The organism is Mangrovicoccus ximenensis (assembly GCF_003056725.1).
Taxonomy (GTDB): domain Bacteria; phylum Pseudomonadota; class Alphaproteobacteria; order Rhodobacterales; family Rhodobacteraceae; genus Mangrovicoccus; species Mangrovicoccus ximenensis.
The window spans coordinates 324,216-339,200 of sequence record NZ_QBKZ01000014.1 but is presented as its reverse complement, the minus strand read 5'-3'; the positions used below and the strand labels follow the sequence as shown (position 1 = coordinate 339,200).

Annotated in this window: 15 protein-coding genes and 2 pseudogenes; 8 read left to right on the top strand and 9 right to left on the bottom strand. The window is 69.1% G+C overall.

The window, feature by feature from the left end; genetic code table 11:
* Positions 1–50 precede the first annotated feature (50 nt).
* Entirely contained in the window at positions 51–1,472 is a 1,422-nt protein-coding gene (locus C7T91_RS15840) for an ABC transporter substrate-binding protein (RefSeq protein WP_236638269.1), read from the bottom strand.
* A 309-nt stretch (positions 1,473–1,781) separates the two neighbouring features.
* Between C7T91_RS15840 and C7T91_RS15835 the strand changes: the two genes are divergently transcribed.
* The 4 genes from C7T91_RS15835 (at position 1,782) to C7T91_RS15820 (ending at position 6,177) form a co-directional block, all read left to right on the top strand.
* Positions 1,782–2,954: a hypothetical protein gene (locus C7T91_RS15835; RefSeq protein WP_108260067.1), complete on the top strand. Its 1,173-nt coding sequence runs from the start codon at positions 1,782–1,784 to the stop codon at positions 2,952–2,954.
* Positions 2,930–3,349: a CHAT domain-containing protein gene (locus C7T91_RS15830; protein WP_201742122.1), complete on the top strand. Its 420-nt coding sequence runs from the start codon at positions 2,930–2,932 to the stop codon at positions 3,347–3,349. Before C7T91_RS15835 ends, C7T91_RS15830 begins: the two co-directional genes overlap by 25 nt.
* Positions 3,350–3,407: 58 nt before the next feature.
* A complete protein-coding gene (locus C7T91_RS15825) occupies positions 3,408–4,715 on the top strand; it encodes a surface lipoprotein assembly modifier (protein WP_161555931.1) in 1,308 nt (435 codons plus the stop codon).
* A gap of 835 nt (positions 4,716–5,550) precedes the next feature.
* Positions 5,551–6,177, top strand: coding sequence for a tyrosine-type recombinase/integrase (locus tag C7T91_RS15820; RefSeq protein ID WP_330848849.1), 627 nt, complete (start codon positions 5,551–5,553; stop codon positions 6,175–6,177).
* 120 nt (positions 6,178–6,297) lie between these two features.
* On the opposite strand, the gene C7T91_RS15815 is transcribed toward C7T91_RS15820, so the two are convergent.
* Positions 6,298–6,525 carry a hypothetical protein gene (locus C7T91_RS15815; RefSeq protein ID WP_145962903.1) on the bottom strand — a complete coding sequence of 76 codons (228 nt, stop codon included), beginning with the start codon at positions 6,523–6,525 and terminating at the stop codon, positions 6,298–6,300.
* 11 nt (positions 6,526–6,536) lie between these two features.
* Positions 6,537–6,863, bottom strand: coding sequence for a trypsin-like peptidase domain-containing protein (locus tag C7T91_RS15810; RefSeq protein WP_108260062.1), 327 nt, complete (start codon positions 6,861–6,863; stop codon positions 6,537–6,539).
* 119 nt (positions 6,864–6,982) lie between these two features.
* Here C7T91_RS15810 and C7T91_RS15805 point away from each other — a divergent pair, with 119 nt between their 5' ends.
* On the top strand, positions 6,983–7,636 hold the full coding sequence (locus tag C7T91_RS15805; protein ID WP_108260061.1) for an NAD(P)/FAD-dependent oxidoreductase: 654 nt from the start codon (positions 6,983–6,985) through the stop codon (positions 7,634–7,636).
* A 15-nt stretch (positions 7,637–7,651) separates the two neighbouring features.
* On the opposite strand, the gene C7T91_RS15800 is transcribed toward C7T91_RS15805, so the two are convergent.
* Both C7T91_RS15800 and C7T91_RS15795 read right to left on the bottom strand, forming a co-directional pair.
* On the bottom strand, positions 7,652–7,867 hold the full coding sequence (locus C7T91_RS15800) for a DUF1127 domain-containing protein (protein ID WP_201742121.1): 216 nt from the start codon (positions 7,865–7,867) through the stop codon (positions 7,652–7,654).
* Between the two features lie 433 nt (positions 7,868–8,300).
* Positions 8,301–8,807: a PAS domain-containing protein gene (locus C7T91_RS15795; protein ID WP_161555930.1), complete on the bottom strand. Its 507-nt coding sequence runs from the start codon at positions 8,805–8,807 to the stop codon at positions 8,301–8,303.
* Between the two features lie 42 nt (positions 8,808–8,849).
* Between C7T91_RS15795 and C7T91_RS15790 the strand changes: the two genes are divergently transcribed.
* Positions 8,850–9,260 carry a chemotaxis protein CheB gene (locus C7T91_RS15790; protein WP_330848848.1) on the top strand — a complete coding sequence of 137 codons (411 nt, stop codon included), beginning with the start codon at positions 8,850–8,852 and terminating at the stop codon, positions 9,258–9,260.
* Here the strand turns inward: C7T91_RS15790 and C7T91_RS15785 are convergent.
* Positions 9,191–9,619: pseudogene (locus C7T91_RS15785) on the bottom strand (DDE-type integrase/transposase/recombinase); the annotation flags it as partial. The gene C7T91_RS15790 and the pseudogene C7T91_RS15785 overlap by 70 nt on opposite strands.
* Positions 9,620–9,864: 245 nt before the next feature.
* Here C7T91_RS15785 and C7T91_RS15780 point away from each other — a divergent pair.
* The gene (locus C7T91_RS15780) at positions 9,865–10,485 is read left to right on the top strand and encodes a hypothetical protein (protein WP_145962901.1); all 621 of its coding nucleotides are present in this window, start codon (positions 9,865–9,867) and stop codon (positions 10,483–10,485) included.
* 7 nt (positions 10,486–10,492) lie between these two features.
* Here the strand turns inward: C7T91_RS15780 and C7T91_RS15775 are convergent, their stop codons facing one another.
* From C7T91_RS15775 to proS, 3 genes and pseudogenes are all read right to left on the bottom strand, one after another.
* A complete protein-coding gene (locus tag C7T91_RS15775; RefSeq protein WP_236638284.1) occupies positions 10,493–10,903 on the bottom strand; it encodes a glycoside hydrolase family 36 N-terminal domain-containing protein in 411 nt (136 codons plus the stop codon).
* Positions 10,904–10,932: 29 nt separating this feature from the next.
* A pseudogene (gene aqpZ / locus C7T91_RS15770) lies at positions 10,933–11,595 on the bottom strand (aquaporin Z); the annotation flags it as partial.
* Between the two features lie 174 nt (positions 11,596–11,769).
* Complete coding sequence (proS, locus tag C7T91_RS15765; RefSeq protein ID WP_108260057.1) at positions 11,770–13,110, bottom strand: proline--tRNA ligase; 1,341 nt, start codon at positions 13,108–13,110, stop codon at positions 11,770–11,772.
* Positions 13,111–13,437: 327 nt separating this feature from the next.
* Here proS and C7T91_RS35905 point away from each other — a divergent pair, with 327 nt between their 5' ends.
* Positions 13,438–14,958 carry an ABC transporter permease subunit gene (locus tag C7T91_RS35905; protein WP_236638268.1) on the top strand — a complete coding sequence of 507 codons (1,521 nt, stop codon included), beginning with the start codon at positions 13,438–13,440 and terminating at the stop codon, positions 14,956–14,958.
* Positions 14,959–14,985: the final 27 nt, after the last annotated feature.

Genomic DNA, 14,985 nt, shown 5'->3' with positions numbered 1-14,985 from the left:
CCTCCGGGGTCCGGGAGGCAGGGGGCGGCGCACCGCCCCCCGCGCCAGGGTCACTTGAAGCCGATCTGCGACAGCTGCAGCTCGGAATTGGTGGCGATGGTCGGGGTGAAGTCGAGCCGTTCGCTCACCCGGCTGAAGCCCACCATGTGGAACAGGAACACGTCCGCCGAGAGGTCGTGGGCGCGGGCGAAGGCCTTGCGCCAGGCCTCGGCGCGGCCGTCGCCGGGGGTGCCGGTGGCGGCAGCGATATCGGCATCGAGCTCCTCGTCGCAGATGCCCGACTGCAGGCCCTCGCAGGCATATTTGAAGTACATCGAGAAGACCGGGTCGCCGCGGTTGTTGTCATGCATCGCCTGGACCAGCGCCGGGGTCTCGCCCGCCGCGAAGGGCTTGGAATAGTACTTGATCCATTCCGCGACCTCGACCATCTGCAGCTTCACGTTGAAGCCCGCATCGGCGAACATCGCCTGCAGCGCCTCCATCACCTCGGTGACATTCGGGAAGTTGCCGAGACGGCCCAGCAGCAGGATTTCCGTGTCGACCGGCACGCCGTCGGCCTTGGCCTCCTCCAGGAGCTTCTTCGCGCCTTCGGGATCATAGGCCGGCACGGCGAGGTCCTCGTCCGCGCCCAGCGTCGAGGGCACGGTCATGTGGGTGGCGATCTGCGCATCCTCGGGGATCAGCGTGCCGAGGAAGGCCTCGCGGTCCACCGCCATGTTCAGCGCCTGGCGCACGCGGATGTCGTCGAGCGGCGGAATGTTGGAGTCGATCCGCAGATAGGTGGTCTCCGAGTTCGGATAGGCGAAGTCGGTGGCCTTGTTGGTCGCGTCGGTCTGCGAGATCAGCGGCGCGATGTCGGCTTCGCCGGTCTGCACCATCGCCGCGCGCACCGCGTCGTCGGAACGGAACACATAGGTCGCCTTCGTCACGGCCGGCGCGTCGCCCCAATAGCCGTCGCGGCGCGCGAGGATGATGTCCTGGCCGACATTGTATTCGGTCAGCTCGTAGGGGCCGGTGCCGACCGGATCGCGGGTGAATTCCATCGGCGCCTCGGCGGGCACGATGGTCAGGGTCGACATCAGAAGCGGCAGGATCGGCTGCGCGGGATCCGAGGAGATGTCGATCGTGTGCGCGTCGACGACCGTCGGCGTGATCGTCATGCCGCCGAAATACTTGGCGCCGATCTCGCAGGTCAGCTGGTCCGACAGCGTCCGCTCGATCGAATGCTTGACGTCCTCGGCATCGAAGGCCGAGCCGTCGGAGAAGGCCACGCCCTCGCGCAGGTGGAACCGCCAGGTGGCATCGTCGGTCTCCTCCCAGGAGGTGGCGAGCCGCGGCATCAGCTCGCCGTTGGCCGGATCGAGCTCGGTCATCGTCTCCGAGATGTTCTGCAGCAGAACCCGGCCGATATTCGACTGCGACGCCATGCAGGGCTCGAGCGTCTCGAGTTCCTCGTTCAGCACGATCGTCACATCGGTGTCGGCCGCGAACGCAGGCAGCCCAAGGCACGAAACAGCCGCCCCGCAAAGCAGGGCAATCCGCATATCCATAGTCTCTCTCTCCTCCCGTCAAACCGGCAATTCCATGGGCGCAAACCGGCAGCGCCTGTTGCAGGCCTCCCCTTCGCGCCTTCGGCGTCTCGGCGGGGAAGCCCGATCCCGTGTCGCGGGGCCTAGCGCCCCGCCGTCATCCTCCGCCCGCCACGCCCCGGCGCGGGCGGGCGCCCAGCGACAGCACCATGACCGCAGCGAAGACCATCGCACCGCCGAGAAACGTGGCCAATGGCGATGGCGGAGGGGACCGACGCGCTGGCTGTCGGCGACAGCGCGACGGCCTCGGGCCCCTCGACCACGGCAATCGGGGGCGAATCTGTCGCCGAAGGTCCCGGTGCGACGGCCGTGGGCTGGCAATCCTCCGCCACGGCGGAGCGGGCTCAGGCCTTCGGGCATCTGGCTTCTGCCGAGGGCGTGCGCAGCCTGGCGGTGGGCGAAGCGGCCCAGGCGGTATCCGGCGGCAGCACCGCGATCGGCAACGAGGCGCGTGCTGTCGGCTCGAACTCCCTCGCCATCGGCAACATGGCCGAAACCGCGGGCGTCGGCACGGTTGCCATCGGCGACATGGCAGCCAGCGCGGGGCGGCACGCCATCAGCCTCGGCAGCTCGGCAGAGGCTGACGGCTTCTCCGCGATGGCATTCGGCCTGAATGCCCAGGCGGATGCCAATTATGGCCAGGCCTTCGGGGTGTTCGCCCAGGCGCAGGGCGCCTTCGGCATCGCCCTCGGCGCCCATGCCATGGCACAATCCAGCCATGCGATTGCCGTGGGCCTGGGCACCCGGGCGAACGGAACCGACGCGATTGCCATCGGCGACAAGGCGGCGGCGAGAGGTCCCTCGACCACCAGCCTCGGCGGCGAAAGCGAAACCTTCGGTCCCGGCGCCACGGCCATCGGCTGGCAGGCTTCCGCCACGGCGGAGCGCGCGCAGGCCTTCGGGCACCTGGCTTCGGCGGAGGGCGTCCGCAGCCTCGGCGCAGCCCGCCCGTTCCGGCGCTTCGGCCCGCCCGCAGGTCACGCAATCCCCGGACTCCTGCCAATCCCGCGCTGCTCTGCCGGCTGCCGGGGCTCCGGCTGTGGCGGGGCCGCAGGGCAACGGGACAAGCGGCGCGGGGACCGGAGCTTCTGCCCCGTCCCGACTGACCTTGCCCCCGGATTCCGGACTGGGAGTTGCAGTACTCTCGGGAACAAGGAATCGCACATGAGCAGACAGCCCCGCCGCCACTTCACCGCCGCGTTCAAGGAGCAGGCCGTTGCGCGCCTTTCCAAACCTGGCGCTACCCAGACCAGCGTCGCCCACGCGTCCGCGCACGCCGTCATCGCGCGGCCCCGAAACGGGCGGCGCGCCAGGCGTCCCTGCCGCGGAACGGACCGGCGGTGCGCGGCGATGACGGCTACCTGAAGGCCAGCGAGATCGCCGCCATGGAGATCGGCGCCAGGCTCGTCGTGCCCTCGGCGTGCAATACCGGCGCCTCCTCCGGCCTGCCCGGCGCCCCTGCCCTCTCGGGCCTGGCCGAGGCCTTCTTCCGCGCGGGCAGCTCCACCCTGGCCGTGTCGCACTGGGACGTGCCGCCGGTCCCCTCGGGCCAGTTCTACCGGCAGTTTCTCGGCGGCACCGGCCTGCCCGGCGACAGGGAACTGCCGCGCCGGATGCAGGCGGCGATGCTGCAGTTCCTGCAACCGGACCAGCCGGAATTGCTGGCCCATCCCTTTGCCTGGGCCCCGTTCTTCCTGGTCCGGGGCGGCACCGGACCGCGCAGCATACCTGCTGATTTAACGCAAAGGCAACAAGGCTAGACCCTGAGGTTGCGCAAGCGAATATATATTGCGCAAAGGTTGTGGAATGCGGATCTCCATGGGCCTCCCGGTCCTGCTTCTCGGTGCCGTCCGGGGCCAGCAGGCCGGGGCGCAGCAGGCTCCCGGAGCGGCGCTTGCCGGCATGCTCGACCGGCCGGACGATCCGGCCGCGATGTTCCGCTATGGCCGGGCCGCCGCCGATGCCGGCGACCTCGACGCCGTTGCCGCGGCCCTAGAGCGCCTTCTTGCCACCCGCCCCGGCCTGTCCAACATCCGCTTCGAGCTCGGCCTGCTGCATCTGCGCGGCGGCAATGCGGGCCTCGCCACGATCTACCTGCGCGATGCGCTGGCCGATCCGGACGTGCCGCCGGAAATCCGCGGCAAGGGGATGGCGCTGATCGCCGAGGCCGGACAGGCGCAATCCGTCTGGGACCGCTGGGGCACGGCCAGCCTCGGGCTGCAGCACCACACCAACGCCAATTCGGGACCGGACGGCACGGTGCAGTTCGTGACCAGCACCGGCGAGGTCGAGGGGCGGCTGCGCAGCGAGGATACCGGGCATCCCGATACCGCCCTGGTCCTGTCCCTCTCGGGCGGGATCAGCGCCGATCTGGGTCTGCAGGCCGGGCATCGTTTCGTGCTGCCCGGCACGCTCCATTTCGAGCGCTACCGCGAGCAGTCCTCGCTCGACATCGGCTATGCCGGGCTGTCCCCCGGCCTGGCCTTCGACCTCTCCCATGTCGCGGGGGCGCCGGCGCAGGTGACGGTCTCGCTGCCGCTCGCCTGCCTGACCCGCGGCGGCGACGACTATCTTGCGGAGGCCGGTCTCGCCGTCGAAGGCACATGGCGCAGCGGCCGCAGGACGCTGCTGCGCGCCGGGCTCACGGCAAAGCGGCAGGACTTCCGCGACACCCCGGACGCGCCGTCGAATGACAACCGTGACGGGCTGCTCTCCGGGCTCTATCTGGGCGTCGTCCGCGACATCGGCACCCGCCTGCAGGTCTCGGCAGAAGTCTTCGGGAGGCGCAAGGGAGCCGCCGAGGAGTACGAGGCCTATCGCGAGCGCGGCGCCTGGCTGCAGATCCGCCGGCTGTTCGACGCCGGGAGGATGAGCGCGCACGGCCCTTGGGAAGCCCGGCTTTTCGCTGCCTATTCGGTTGTCGACTATGACGATCTGGACACCGCGATCGACCTCGATACCTCGCAGAAGGACAAGCGCACCCAGATCCGGGCGGAGCTTTCCATTCCGGTCGGGGAGCGGCTGGACCTGACCGCCGGGCTCGGCTGGTACGACAACAATTCCAACTTCGCCATCCGGGACTACGAGGACGGGACGGCGGAGCTCAGGGTGGAACACCGTTTCTGAAGGGAGAACTCCCATGCGCAGCGCAACGATCGTCGCAGGCCTCTGGCTGCTGGCCGGAACGTCCGCCCCGGGCGTCGCCGCGGCAGAGCCCCGGCACGCGATCGCCGCGGAGGGACCGGCCCGGAGCTACGTGGCGGAATCGCGGACCCTGGATCTCCTGTTCCGCGACGGCACCTCCGTGCTCGTCGCGCCGGGCGGAGCCGCCCTCCGGCCCGAGGTCCGGGGCGGCAAAGCCCTGTTGCGGGGCGCCTTCGGCACCGGACCGGAATCGACGGCGGCCGGACCGCCATGGGCCGGAGCTATCCTGCCGCCATCGGGCCATTGCGGTGCCGCGGCGCCCCCATGTCCCTGTGCTCCCCGCGAAAGCTCCTGCATCGCACGCCATCCGGCAGACTGGAAGGCAAGCGTGCCGAACCGCAAACCCTCGGCCGCCCAGACTGGCCTGCCGGTCGTGACTGCCCGGACAGGTCCCGGAACGCGGCCTCAAGCAGTGCGGGCGCAATCCGGCTGCCGGAGAAGGCCCGGGAGCGGAAACGTCACGCCCGCTGCTTTGTCGGGGCCGCGTGCCCCGCGCCTGAGCCGGGATTGCGCAGGGACCGGAAGCCAGCCGTGCAGCGCGCCCTCCATTCGGCAGGGACAGTCGGACCGACATCTGCCCGGATCGCCAACGGACCTCCGCCGGACGGAGAGGTCGGTGCACGTGCGGATGGATTTGCCGGGATGGTCTCCGGGGGGCGGGGTTTCCCCGCGGATTGCGGGGCGGGGGCGGGACCGCGGGGCAAGGCGCTGCCTCCCAGCCTTCGGCGGCCCAAGGGATGCCCGGCCCATCGCGGCAATGCGCCGGGCCCAGCAGATTGCATGGCCGATCCGCCTGCCGGGTCCGGCAGCCGACCTGCGCGGCTTCCGCGACCGGGCGATGCTGCTCCTCGGCTTCGCGGGCGCGCTGCGCCGCTCCGAGCTGACCGGGCTCGACCTGAACCGCGACGATACCGAGGACGGCACAGGCTGGGTCGAGACCGAGGAGCAAGGCGCGCTCCTCGTGCTGCGCGGCAAGACCGGCTGGCGCGAGGTCGAGATCGGCCGAGGCACCACCGAGCGCAGCTGCCCCGTAGTGGCGCTGGAGCGCTGGCTGGAGCTGTCCCGGATCAGCCATGGGGCGCTGTTCCGCCGGGTCTCGCGCGACGGGCGGAGGGCCATGGACGGCCGCCTGAACGACCGCCATGTCGCGCGTCTGGTGAAAGCCTCGGCGCTCGCGGCGGGGCTGCGGCCGGAACTGTCCGAAGCCGAACGTGCGGCACTGTTCTCGGGGCATTCGCTGCGCGCGGGCCTTGCCAGCCATGCCGAGGCCGCCGACCGCGACATCCAGCGCCAGCTCGGCCATGCCAGCATCGAGATGACCCGCCGCTACCAGCGCAAGCGCGACCGCTTCCGGGTCAACCTGACCCGCGCCGCCGGGCTCTGACTCCCATCAACGGCAGGCGACGAAGCGGGTGATCCGCTCCGCCTCCTGCCCCAGCGCCTCGCTGCCGAGCGGCGCGCGATCCGGCGCTCTGACAGGCGCAATCCCCGACTGCGGCAGAAACTACCTGGCGACCTCGCCCCGGATCTCAAAATTGACGTTCTGCGGCAGGTCGCCAGTGTCGGCAGCGACCGCCGCCGCGTCGAGCTTGGCGACAACCACCCCCAGCACCTCGCCGCGCGCGCCAAGCGCCGGGCCGCCGGAATTTCCCGATTGCGCCGGGGCCGAAATCTGCATTTCCCGCCGGTCGCCGCGCAGGCCGGTCATCGAAGTCACGGCGCCCCGGGTCACGTTCAGTCCTCCTAGAATTCCGGCGAACAGGTATCCAGATACCGTATGTCAGCATTGAGCTTGGCAGGGCCATTCGCGAAAACCGCGACGCCCTGTCCTGCGAGTTCCGGGACATCCAGAACCGCGAGGTCAGCCAGGGCATCCACCACCCGGACCACCGCGGCATGGCCGTGCACCTCGATGCGGCGGCAGCCTTCCACCACATGCGCATTGGTCAGCACCGCCCCTTCGGCCGAGACCTGGAAGCCGCTGCCGGAGAGGCCACGGCTCTGCATCGGCGGCTGCGCCGCGGCCGCGTATCCGTCCGCCGTTGCGGGCAGTCCCGACAAGGCGAACATCTGCGCCACGCTCCGCTCCAGCCCGCCTGGCGGAAGCACAACCTCCGGCGCCCGGCCCGGCGCAATGCTGGCGGCAACGAGCGCCAGCTGTCCGGCCGCAATTCCACGAGGATGCGCCGGTGACGCGGCTCTTCCGCGAGGGCGGCGCCTGGGTGGCGGAGGCGAACGGGCACCACGTCCGGGCAGGCGCGCTGCTCCTGGCGACGAATGCCTATCATCTGGCCGCCCCGGGCCTCGGCCGCCCCCAGCATGTGACGGTGCATTACAGCCAGTTCGCGACCGCGCCGCTGCCGCCGGAGCTGCGGGGCGAGATCCTGCCGGGCGGCGAAGGCTGCTGGGACACGGCGCTGGTGATGTCGTCGATCCGAACCGACAAGGCAGGGCGGCTGATCGTCGGCGGCATGGGCAACGAGGGCGGCCCAAGCGGGCCTGTCCATGCCGGCTGGGCAAGGCGCAAGCTGCGCCGCCTCTATCCGCGGCTCGGCCACCTCCCCTTCGAGCACCGCTGGAGCGGCCGCATCGCCATGACCGGCGACCACATCCCGAAAGTCTTGGCACCCGGCCCCGGAGGGCTGGCGGTCTTCGGCTATTCCGGGCGGGGGATCGCGCCCGGCACCGTCTTCGGCACCGCAGCGGCGCGGGCCCTGCTGGAGGAAGCGCCGGAGAGACTGCCGCTGCCCGTCACCGGGCAGCATGGCGAGCGGTTCCGCGGGATCAGGAGCGCCTGGCTGGAAACCGGCGCCACGCTGGTCCACGCGCTGCCTGCGGGCTGAGGCGCCCGGCAGGCGTCAGCGCTGAGCGGCCTCGGCGGCGATGCTGCCGATGTTGCTGCGCGCGATGCCCAGATCGGCCAGCTCGCGGTCGTTCAGCATTTCCAGCTCGGCGCGCACCAGGCGGTAGGTCTGGTAGCTGCGCAGGCCTTCGGCCATCCCTGCGAAGAGACGGGAGACGTGCTGGAAGATGGAGGGGGCGGCTGCGGGGCGGATAGCGGCGAAATCGGCCATGTCGGTCTCCTTGGCGCGCCGGGCTCTGTCGGGGCCGTGCGGCGCTGTATCGGGTTGCGTTCGTTACCGCTCACATGATGGATCCGGCGGCTTTTCGCAACGTCCGCTCGGGCAATGCCGCCATGCAGCAAATGCATCCGCCGCCGCCCGCGGGGGCCGGCCCTGCCGTGCCGCCGGGGCGGTGACCGCAGCGCATGGCCGTGCCCGTGGCGGGCATGGACCCTCAGAACGGCCGGGCCGGCGGAGCGGCCAGGCGGCGGCCATGATCTTCATGTGGGGCGGATGCGGCGGACCATCCGCACGGCCGGGGCCAGCCCGGTTGCAAGCGGCTGGAGGGCGAGGAGCGTCAGCCAGGCCGGGATCATGGCGGGCCCCTCTCGCGCGGAATGGACGTCCCGGACCAGCGCGGAAGGGGCGGCGAGGGGGGCGGTGCTCAGCCGCCGAAGCGGATCCAGGTGCGGACGGTCTGGGCCACGGCGTCCGAGGAGTTGCGGTTCAGCTTCAGCCGCTGCCCGGCCATCTCCTCGGCGATGGCATTCGCGACGCCGACGATCTCCTTGTGGCGCGCGACCGAGCTGTCGATCCGCGCCACCGGCGGCATTTCGAATTGCGAGCCGAGAAACAGTCCCTGGCCCACGGGATACATGAACAGCAGGTTGTCGAAGGCGCGCCCGTCCTTGCGCCGGTTCTTCAGCATCACCTGCAACTCGCGGCCCTCGGCCAGCGCGTCGCGGATCTCGGCGCGGGCTTCGGGCTGGGCGATGCCGCCCTGCAGGAAGCGGCAGTTGCGGCCCTCGACCTCGTCCAGCGCATAGCCGGTCAGCGCCTCGAAGGCGCTGTTCGCGAGGACCAGCGGGGTGTCGTCCCGGCCCATGTCGGCGAGGGTCAGGGGAACCTTGGCGGCCAGAATGAACTGGCGTGTCTTGCTGGGGATCGACATTGCTTTAGATAGGCCTCTAGCGGACAGTGTGGACAGGCTCGGATGGAAGATATGGACGGCAGCACGGCGGGGCAAGCGGACGGCCGGAACGGCGACAGCGTGATCGTCGGCGTGGGCGCCTCGGCCGGCGGGCTCGAGGCGTTCCAGGACCTGTTCTCGCGGCTGCAGGTCAACCACCGGATCGCCATGGTGCTGGTCCAGCATCTCGACCCGGACCACGAGAGCCTGCTGCAGGACCTTTTGCGCAAGCGCACCGAGACGCCGGTCCACACCATCACCCAGGACATGGCTGTGGAGCCGGGCAACATCTACCTGATCCCGCCGGGGCGCGAGCTGACCATTGAGGACGGCGTTCTGAAGCTGGCGAGCTTCGAGAGCCCGCGCGGCCAGCGCCGTCCGATCGACGTGTTCTTCGCATCCGATCCGCTGGCGCGGACCAGCTTGAACTCATAGCTGTCACCGACGCTCCCGACCGACGGCTGGATACCCGCTTCCGCCAGCCGCTCCGTGTACTTGATGGGCAGGTACTGGGAGCCGCGGTCGCTGTGATGGACCAGCCCCATCCCTTTTGCCGGACGGCGATCGTGGACCGCCTGCTCCAGGGCATCGGGGATCGAGCCATGGTTGCGCCACTGGTCCGAGCGACCATGGCGAGGGCCCGGCATGGGCGGTTGTGCTGACCCGCCAGCCGACGATCTTCCTGGCGCAGGCATCGATCAGCGAGCCATTGCGGCGCCATTGGTTCGAGCCCAATGGCGACCGGCCACGCAGGCAAATCCCTTCCAAGCGGCGACATAGGCGAAGTCGCTCACCTGTCACCCGGCAGGTGATTGCATGCAATCACCGGGAGGGCCGGCGGTTCGGCGGGTCCATCTCCAAGGCCCATCGCCGGGATGCGCCGGCAGGACTGGCGGCACCGCTGCGGTCCCCGGCCCCTGCGGCACGGCGGCCGGCCCGGAGGGCAGGGAATCTCAAAACATTGATAAAATCTTCCGCTGCGTTAAGCTGGTGGCGTTGCGATACCAGAATCGGCATTGAACCAATGCATTGGAGTCTCATGAGACACGCAAGAACCGCCATTTCCGCACTGGCCGTCGCCCTTTCCGCAGCCACAGCCCATGCGGCGACGCTTTCGACCGGCTTGGCCGGGAATAACGGCCAGCGCGGCATCATGTTCAACATCGAGACCGGCAGCGACGCCCTGACCCTGACGTCGCTTGCCGCGGATTTCTATGTCGCCACCACGGCAGATTACGAATTCTACTACGTGGCCGGCGGCATCGCGGGCAACCAGAACGCGGCCACGAACTGGACGCTGCACGACCAGATCCTCGACCTGGCCGGCACCGCCGGGTTGCAGAGCTGGGACATTGCCGATCTTTCTCTGGCGGCAAACTCGGTCTACGGCATCTACATCACCAACACCTTCGGGGGCGGCATCAACTACAACGACCAGGTTGCCCCCAGCAGCGTGATCGCCGCCGACAGCAATCTGGCGATCTATTCCGGGGTCGGAAAGTCCTACCCCTTCGCCATGACCTTCGATCCGCGCGGCTATGTCGGCTCGCTGACCTACGAAATCACCGACCACATGACCACCGTGCCGCTGCCGGCCCCGCTGCCGCTGCTGGCCGCCGGGATCGCCGGGATCTGGGGCCTGCGCCGCCGGCGCGGCTGACGCCGCGCTAGAGGTGCCGCACCATCCCGCTGCGGGTCGCGCCGCGCGAGGGGATCGCGGCGACCGGCGGATGTTCGTGCCCGGAGCGGCCGGAGCGGGACTCGCGCATGCGGATGCCGTGCGACCATGGCGTGGCCTGGCGGTGGAATTCGCGCAGCCAGGTGCCGTGCCAGTCGAGGATCTCGTCCGACATCTGCGGCGCCGGCAGGACAGGCGCGGCAAGCCAGTGGCAGTGTATGTCGAGCAGGCTGTCCAGTTCGGCTTCGGCGAGGATGACATCGCCCTCGCTCCGGAAGCGGGCGGCATAGGTGAGGCCCGCCGCCTCGTCGGCATAGCGCAGCACCAGCCCGTCGCCGGTCTCGGCGGCGACAAGGCGGAAGCGCGGCGCGAGCGGTCCGGCGGCATCCGAGAGCGACAGGCCGGGCTGGCCGGGGAAGGAGGCCGAGGGACCAGCGCGCCGAGCGCCGCGCCGGCCAGCGGCGCCACCCAGAACACCCAGAGCTGCAGCAGCGCAGGCCCTTCGGCGAACAGCGCCACCCCGGTCGAGCGCGCCGGGTTCACCGAGGTGTTGTCGATCGGGATCGAGATCATGTGGATCAGCGTCAGCGTCAGCCCGATCGCCAGCGGCGCGAAGCCCGCGGGCGCCCGCGCCGCGGTGGCGCCGAGGATCACGATCAGGAAGACCGCGGTCAGCAGCACCTCGACCAGGATGGCGGCAGCCATGCCGTATTTTTCCGGCGAGGCTTCGGCAAAGCCGTTGGTGGCGAAGCCGCCGGTCCCGGCAAAGCCCTCCTGCCCCGAAACGATGAAGTAGAGCATGGCCGCGGCGGCGACGGCGCCCGCGACCTGCGAGATCCAGTAGGGCGCGACATCCTTGGGATCGAACCGCCCCGCCAGGGCAAACCCCAGCGTCACCGCCGGGTTGAAATGGCCCCCCGAGACATGGCCGACCGCATAGGCCATGGTGGTGACCGACAGCCCGAAGGCGAGGCTGACGCCGAGCCAGCCGATCCCGACATCGGCCACGCCGGCCGCCAGGATGGCGCTGCCGCAGCCCGCAAATACAAGCCAGAAAGTTCCCAGGAACTCTGCCAGGGCACGATTGAACATCTCCGAATCTCCTCAACCCGCAGCAAATCTGCTGCAATGGGTCATTCGTACAGGGAGAGCCGGAAACTGCCCTGTGGTTAATTCCATTTCGGGAAAAGTTTTGCCCGGGCCGGAAAGACAGTTTCCGGTCCGGGCCTCCTGCCGGAAGGCGCGCGGCCGCCCGGCGGGACGGGATCAGGGATGCTTGCGGTAGATCTCGGTGATCTGCTGCACGGCCGCCTCGGGCGCCAGCTCGACGCTCTCGCCGGTGCGGCGCGAAGTCAGCTCCACCACGCCGTTCTTCAGCCCGCGCGGGCCGACGGTGATCCGCCAGGGCAGGCCGATCAGGTCCATGGTGGCGAACTTGGCGCCTGCCCGCTCGTCGCGGTCGTCATAGAGCGGCTCCAGCCCGGCGGTCTTCAGCTGGTCATAGAGGTTCTCGCAGGCCGCATCCGCCGCCGCATCGCCCTGCTTGAGGTTGACGATGCCGCAATGGAACGGCGTGACGCCCTCGGGCCAGATGATGCCCTTGTCGTCGTGGTTGGCCTCGATCAGCGCGCCCAGGAGGCGCGACACGCCGATGCCGTGGCTGCCCATGTGGACCGGCACCTTGTTGCCCTCGGCATCCTGCACGGTCGCGCCGAGCGCGTCCGAGTACTTGGTGCCGAAATAGAAGATCTGGCCGACCTCGATGCCGCGGGCGACGCGGCGGCGCTCCTCGGGGATGCCGTCGAAGACCGCCTCGTCATGGGTCTCGTCGGTGCGGGCATAGCGCGAGGTGAATTCCTCCAGCACGCCCTGGCATTCCTCGACGCTGTCATAGTTGATCACGCGGTCGCCGAAGGTCAGGTCGGTGACGGCGGAATCGTAGAACACCTCGGATTCGCCGGTCTCGGCCAGCACCAGGAATTCATGCGTGTAGTCGCCGCCGATCGGGCCGCCATCGGCGCGCATCGGGATCGCCTTCAGCCCCATGCGCTCATAGGTGCGCAGGTAGCTGACCAGGTGGCGGTTATAGGCGTGCAGCGCGTCTTCCTTGGTCAGGTCGAAGTTGTAGCCGTCCTTCATCAGGAATTCGCGGCCGCGCATCACGCCGAAACGCGGGCGGATCTCGTCGCGGAACTTCCATTGGATCTGGTAGAGCGTCAGCGGCACGTCCTTGTAGGAGCGCACATAGCTGCGGAAAATGTCGGTGATCAGCTCTTCGGCGGTCGGGCTGAACAGCATGTCGCGGCCCTGGCGGTCCTTGATGCGCAGCATCTCTTCGCCATAGGCGTCGTAGCGGCCGGACTCGCGCCACAGGTCGGCGCCCTGGATGGTCGGCATCAGCAGCGGAATATGGCCCGCGCGCTCCTGCTCCTGGTGGATGATCTCCTGGATGCGGTTCAGCACCCGGTAGCCCAGCGGCAGCCAGGAATAGATGCCCGCGGAGGCCTGCTTGATCATGCCCGCGCGCAGCATCAGGCGATGGCTGACGATCTGCGCCTCGGCGGGCGTCTCCTTCAGGACGGGCAGGAAGTAGCGGCTCAGACGCATGGAGGTTCCCCTTGAAAACGGTCGCGCGGGTTTTCGGCGATTGCGGGCCGCTTGGCAAGGGAGGGCAGGCCCCGCCGGGCTTGATCCGCGCGGCAAGCTGNAGGTCCCCGCCCGCCTCCGGCGCGTTTGGGCCGGCATCATCGCCGCCATCATGGTGTTCATGACTGGGTGACAGGCCCCGGAGCGGGCCGGGGCCGCCGACTGATGCAGGTGTTCGGGATCGACTATTGAGTTCACCGGACTATACGACACAGTTTGATTTGGGGTGGCGGGGACCGGCGAAAGGGAGTCTCCTGACGGACTCGATCTCGCCAGAGGAGCGGCCCGTTGAATATCCGCGCTCTCGCCGATCTGCAGAAGACGCCAGCCCAGCATGTCCCGCTGGGCAAGTCGCACCTCGAAACGCTCTGCCTGCTCCTGCTGGGCATGATCGGCGCCCGCACGGTGAACCTCACGCATGTCGCCACCGAGCGGCCCGGTCGCGCCAGGGCTGCATCGACCTGCCGCCGGCTGCAGCGTTTCTTCCAGCATGTCGTCCTGCCGGAAGACTGGTCTGTCGGCCTGGTGGCTGCCCTGATCGGCCGCCCTAGTTGGTATTTCTGCCTCGGCCGGACCAATTGGAAGCTCGGCCGGACCGACGTCCATGGCCCCGTGCCGGCCGTGGTCAGGGAGACGTTCCGCGTTCCGCCGATGTGGGTGCTGCTGTCCCATTCGGGCAATTCCGTCACGGCCCGGCGGATCGCGCCGATGCTGCGCGACCTGGCCCGCTTCGACGCATCGACCGTGCGCATGCTGCTCGCTGACCGCGAGTTCATCGGGCAGGAATGGATGGCGTTCCTGAAGGACGAGGGCATCCCCTTCCAGGCCAGCCTGCCCGGCCCTGTCCTCTTCGGCGAGGCCACCGGCACCGTTGCCCGCCTGGCCGCCTCGGCCGCGCTGGCGGCGGGATGCCTCGCGGGGCTGAGGCGGATGCTGGCGGGCTGTTCCATGGGCGCGCTGACCCGGCATGAATTCGAGGCGGCGGTGATCCGCTTCCTCACCGGCTTCGGCTACATCTTCTTCACCGCCATCGTCGCCATCCCGTTCTACGTAATGGTGATGACCAGCCTGAAGAACCAGTCCGAGCTGATCCGCAACCCGCTCGATTTCTCGCTCGACCTGTCGCAGGGCTGGGACCTCTTCCGCAGCTACGGCGAGCTTTTCACCCAGTTCCATTTCGGCAGCTACCTCTGGACCTCCTTCTACGTCTCGGTCCTCACCGTCCTGCTGACGCTGCTGTTCAGCGTGCCGGGGGCCTATGCGGTGGCGCGGCTGAAATTCCGCGGACGCGCGGCCTTCTCGCGGTCGATCCTCCTGATCTACATGGTGCCGATGATCGTGCTCGCCCTGCCGATCTACATCGCCTTTTCCATGACCGGGCTGCGCAACACCATCTTCGGGCTGGTGCTGATCTATCCGGTCACCACGATCCCGGTCGCGCTCTACATGCTGCAGGGCTATTTCCGCGGCCTGCCCGTCGAGGTCGAGGAGGCCGGGCTGATGGACGGGCTGTCGCGGCTCGCCGTCATCGCCAAGATCACCCTGCCGCTGTCGCTGCCCGCGCTCGCCAGCGTGTCGCTCTATGTCTTCATGATCGCCTGGAACGAATTCCTGCTGGCCTTCATGCTGCTCGACGACCCGTCGAAATTCACCCTCACCCGCGGCATTGCCTCGCTGAATTCCTCGGAGGTGCCGCGCCAGCACCTGATGGCCGGGGCCGTCATCGCCACAGTGCCGATCATGGCGCTGTTCCTCGGGCTCGAACGCTTCATGACCCGCGGCCTGACCGCCGGAAGCGTGAAGGGCTGAGCCATGCATCGCAGCAGTCCAAACCGG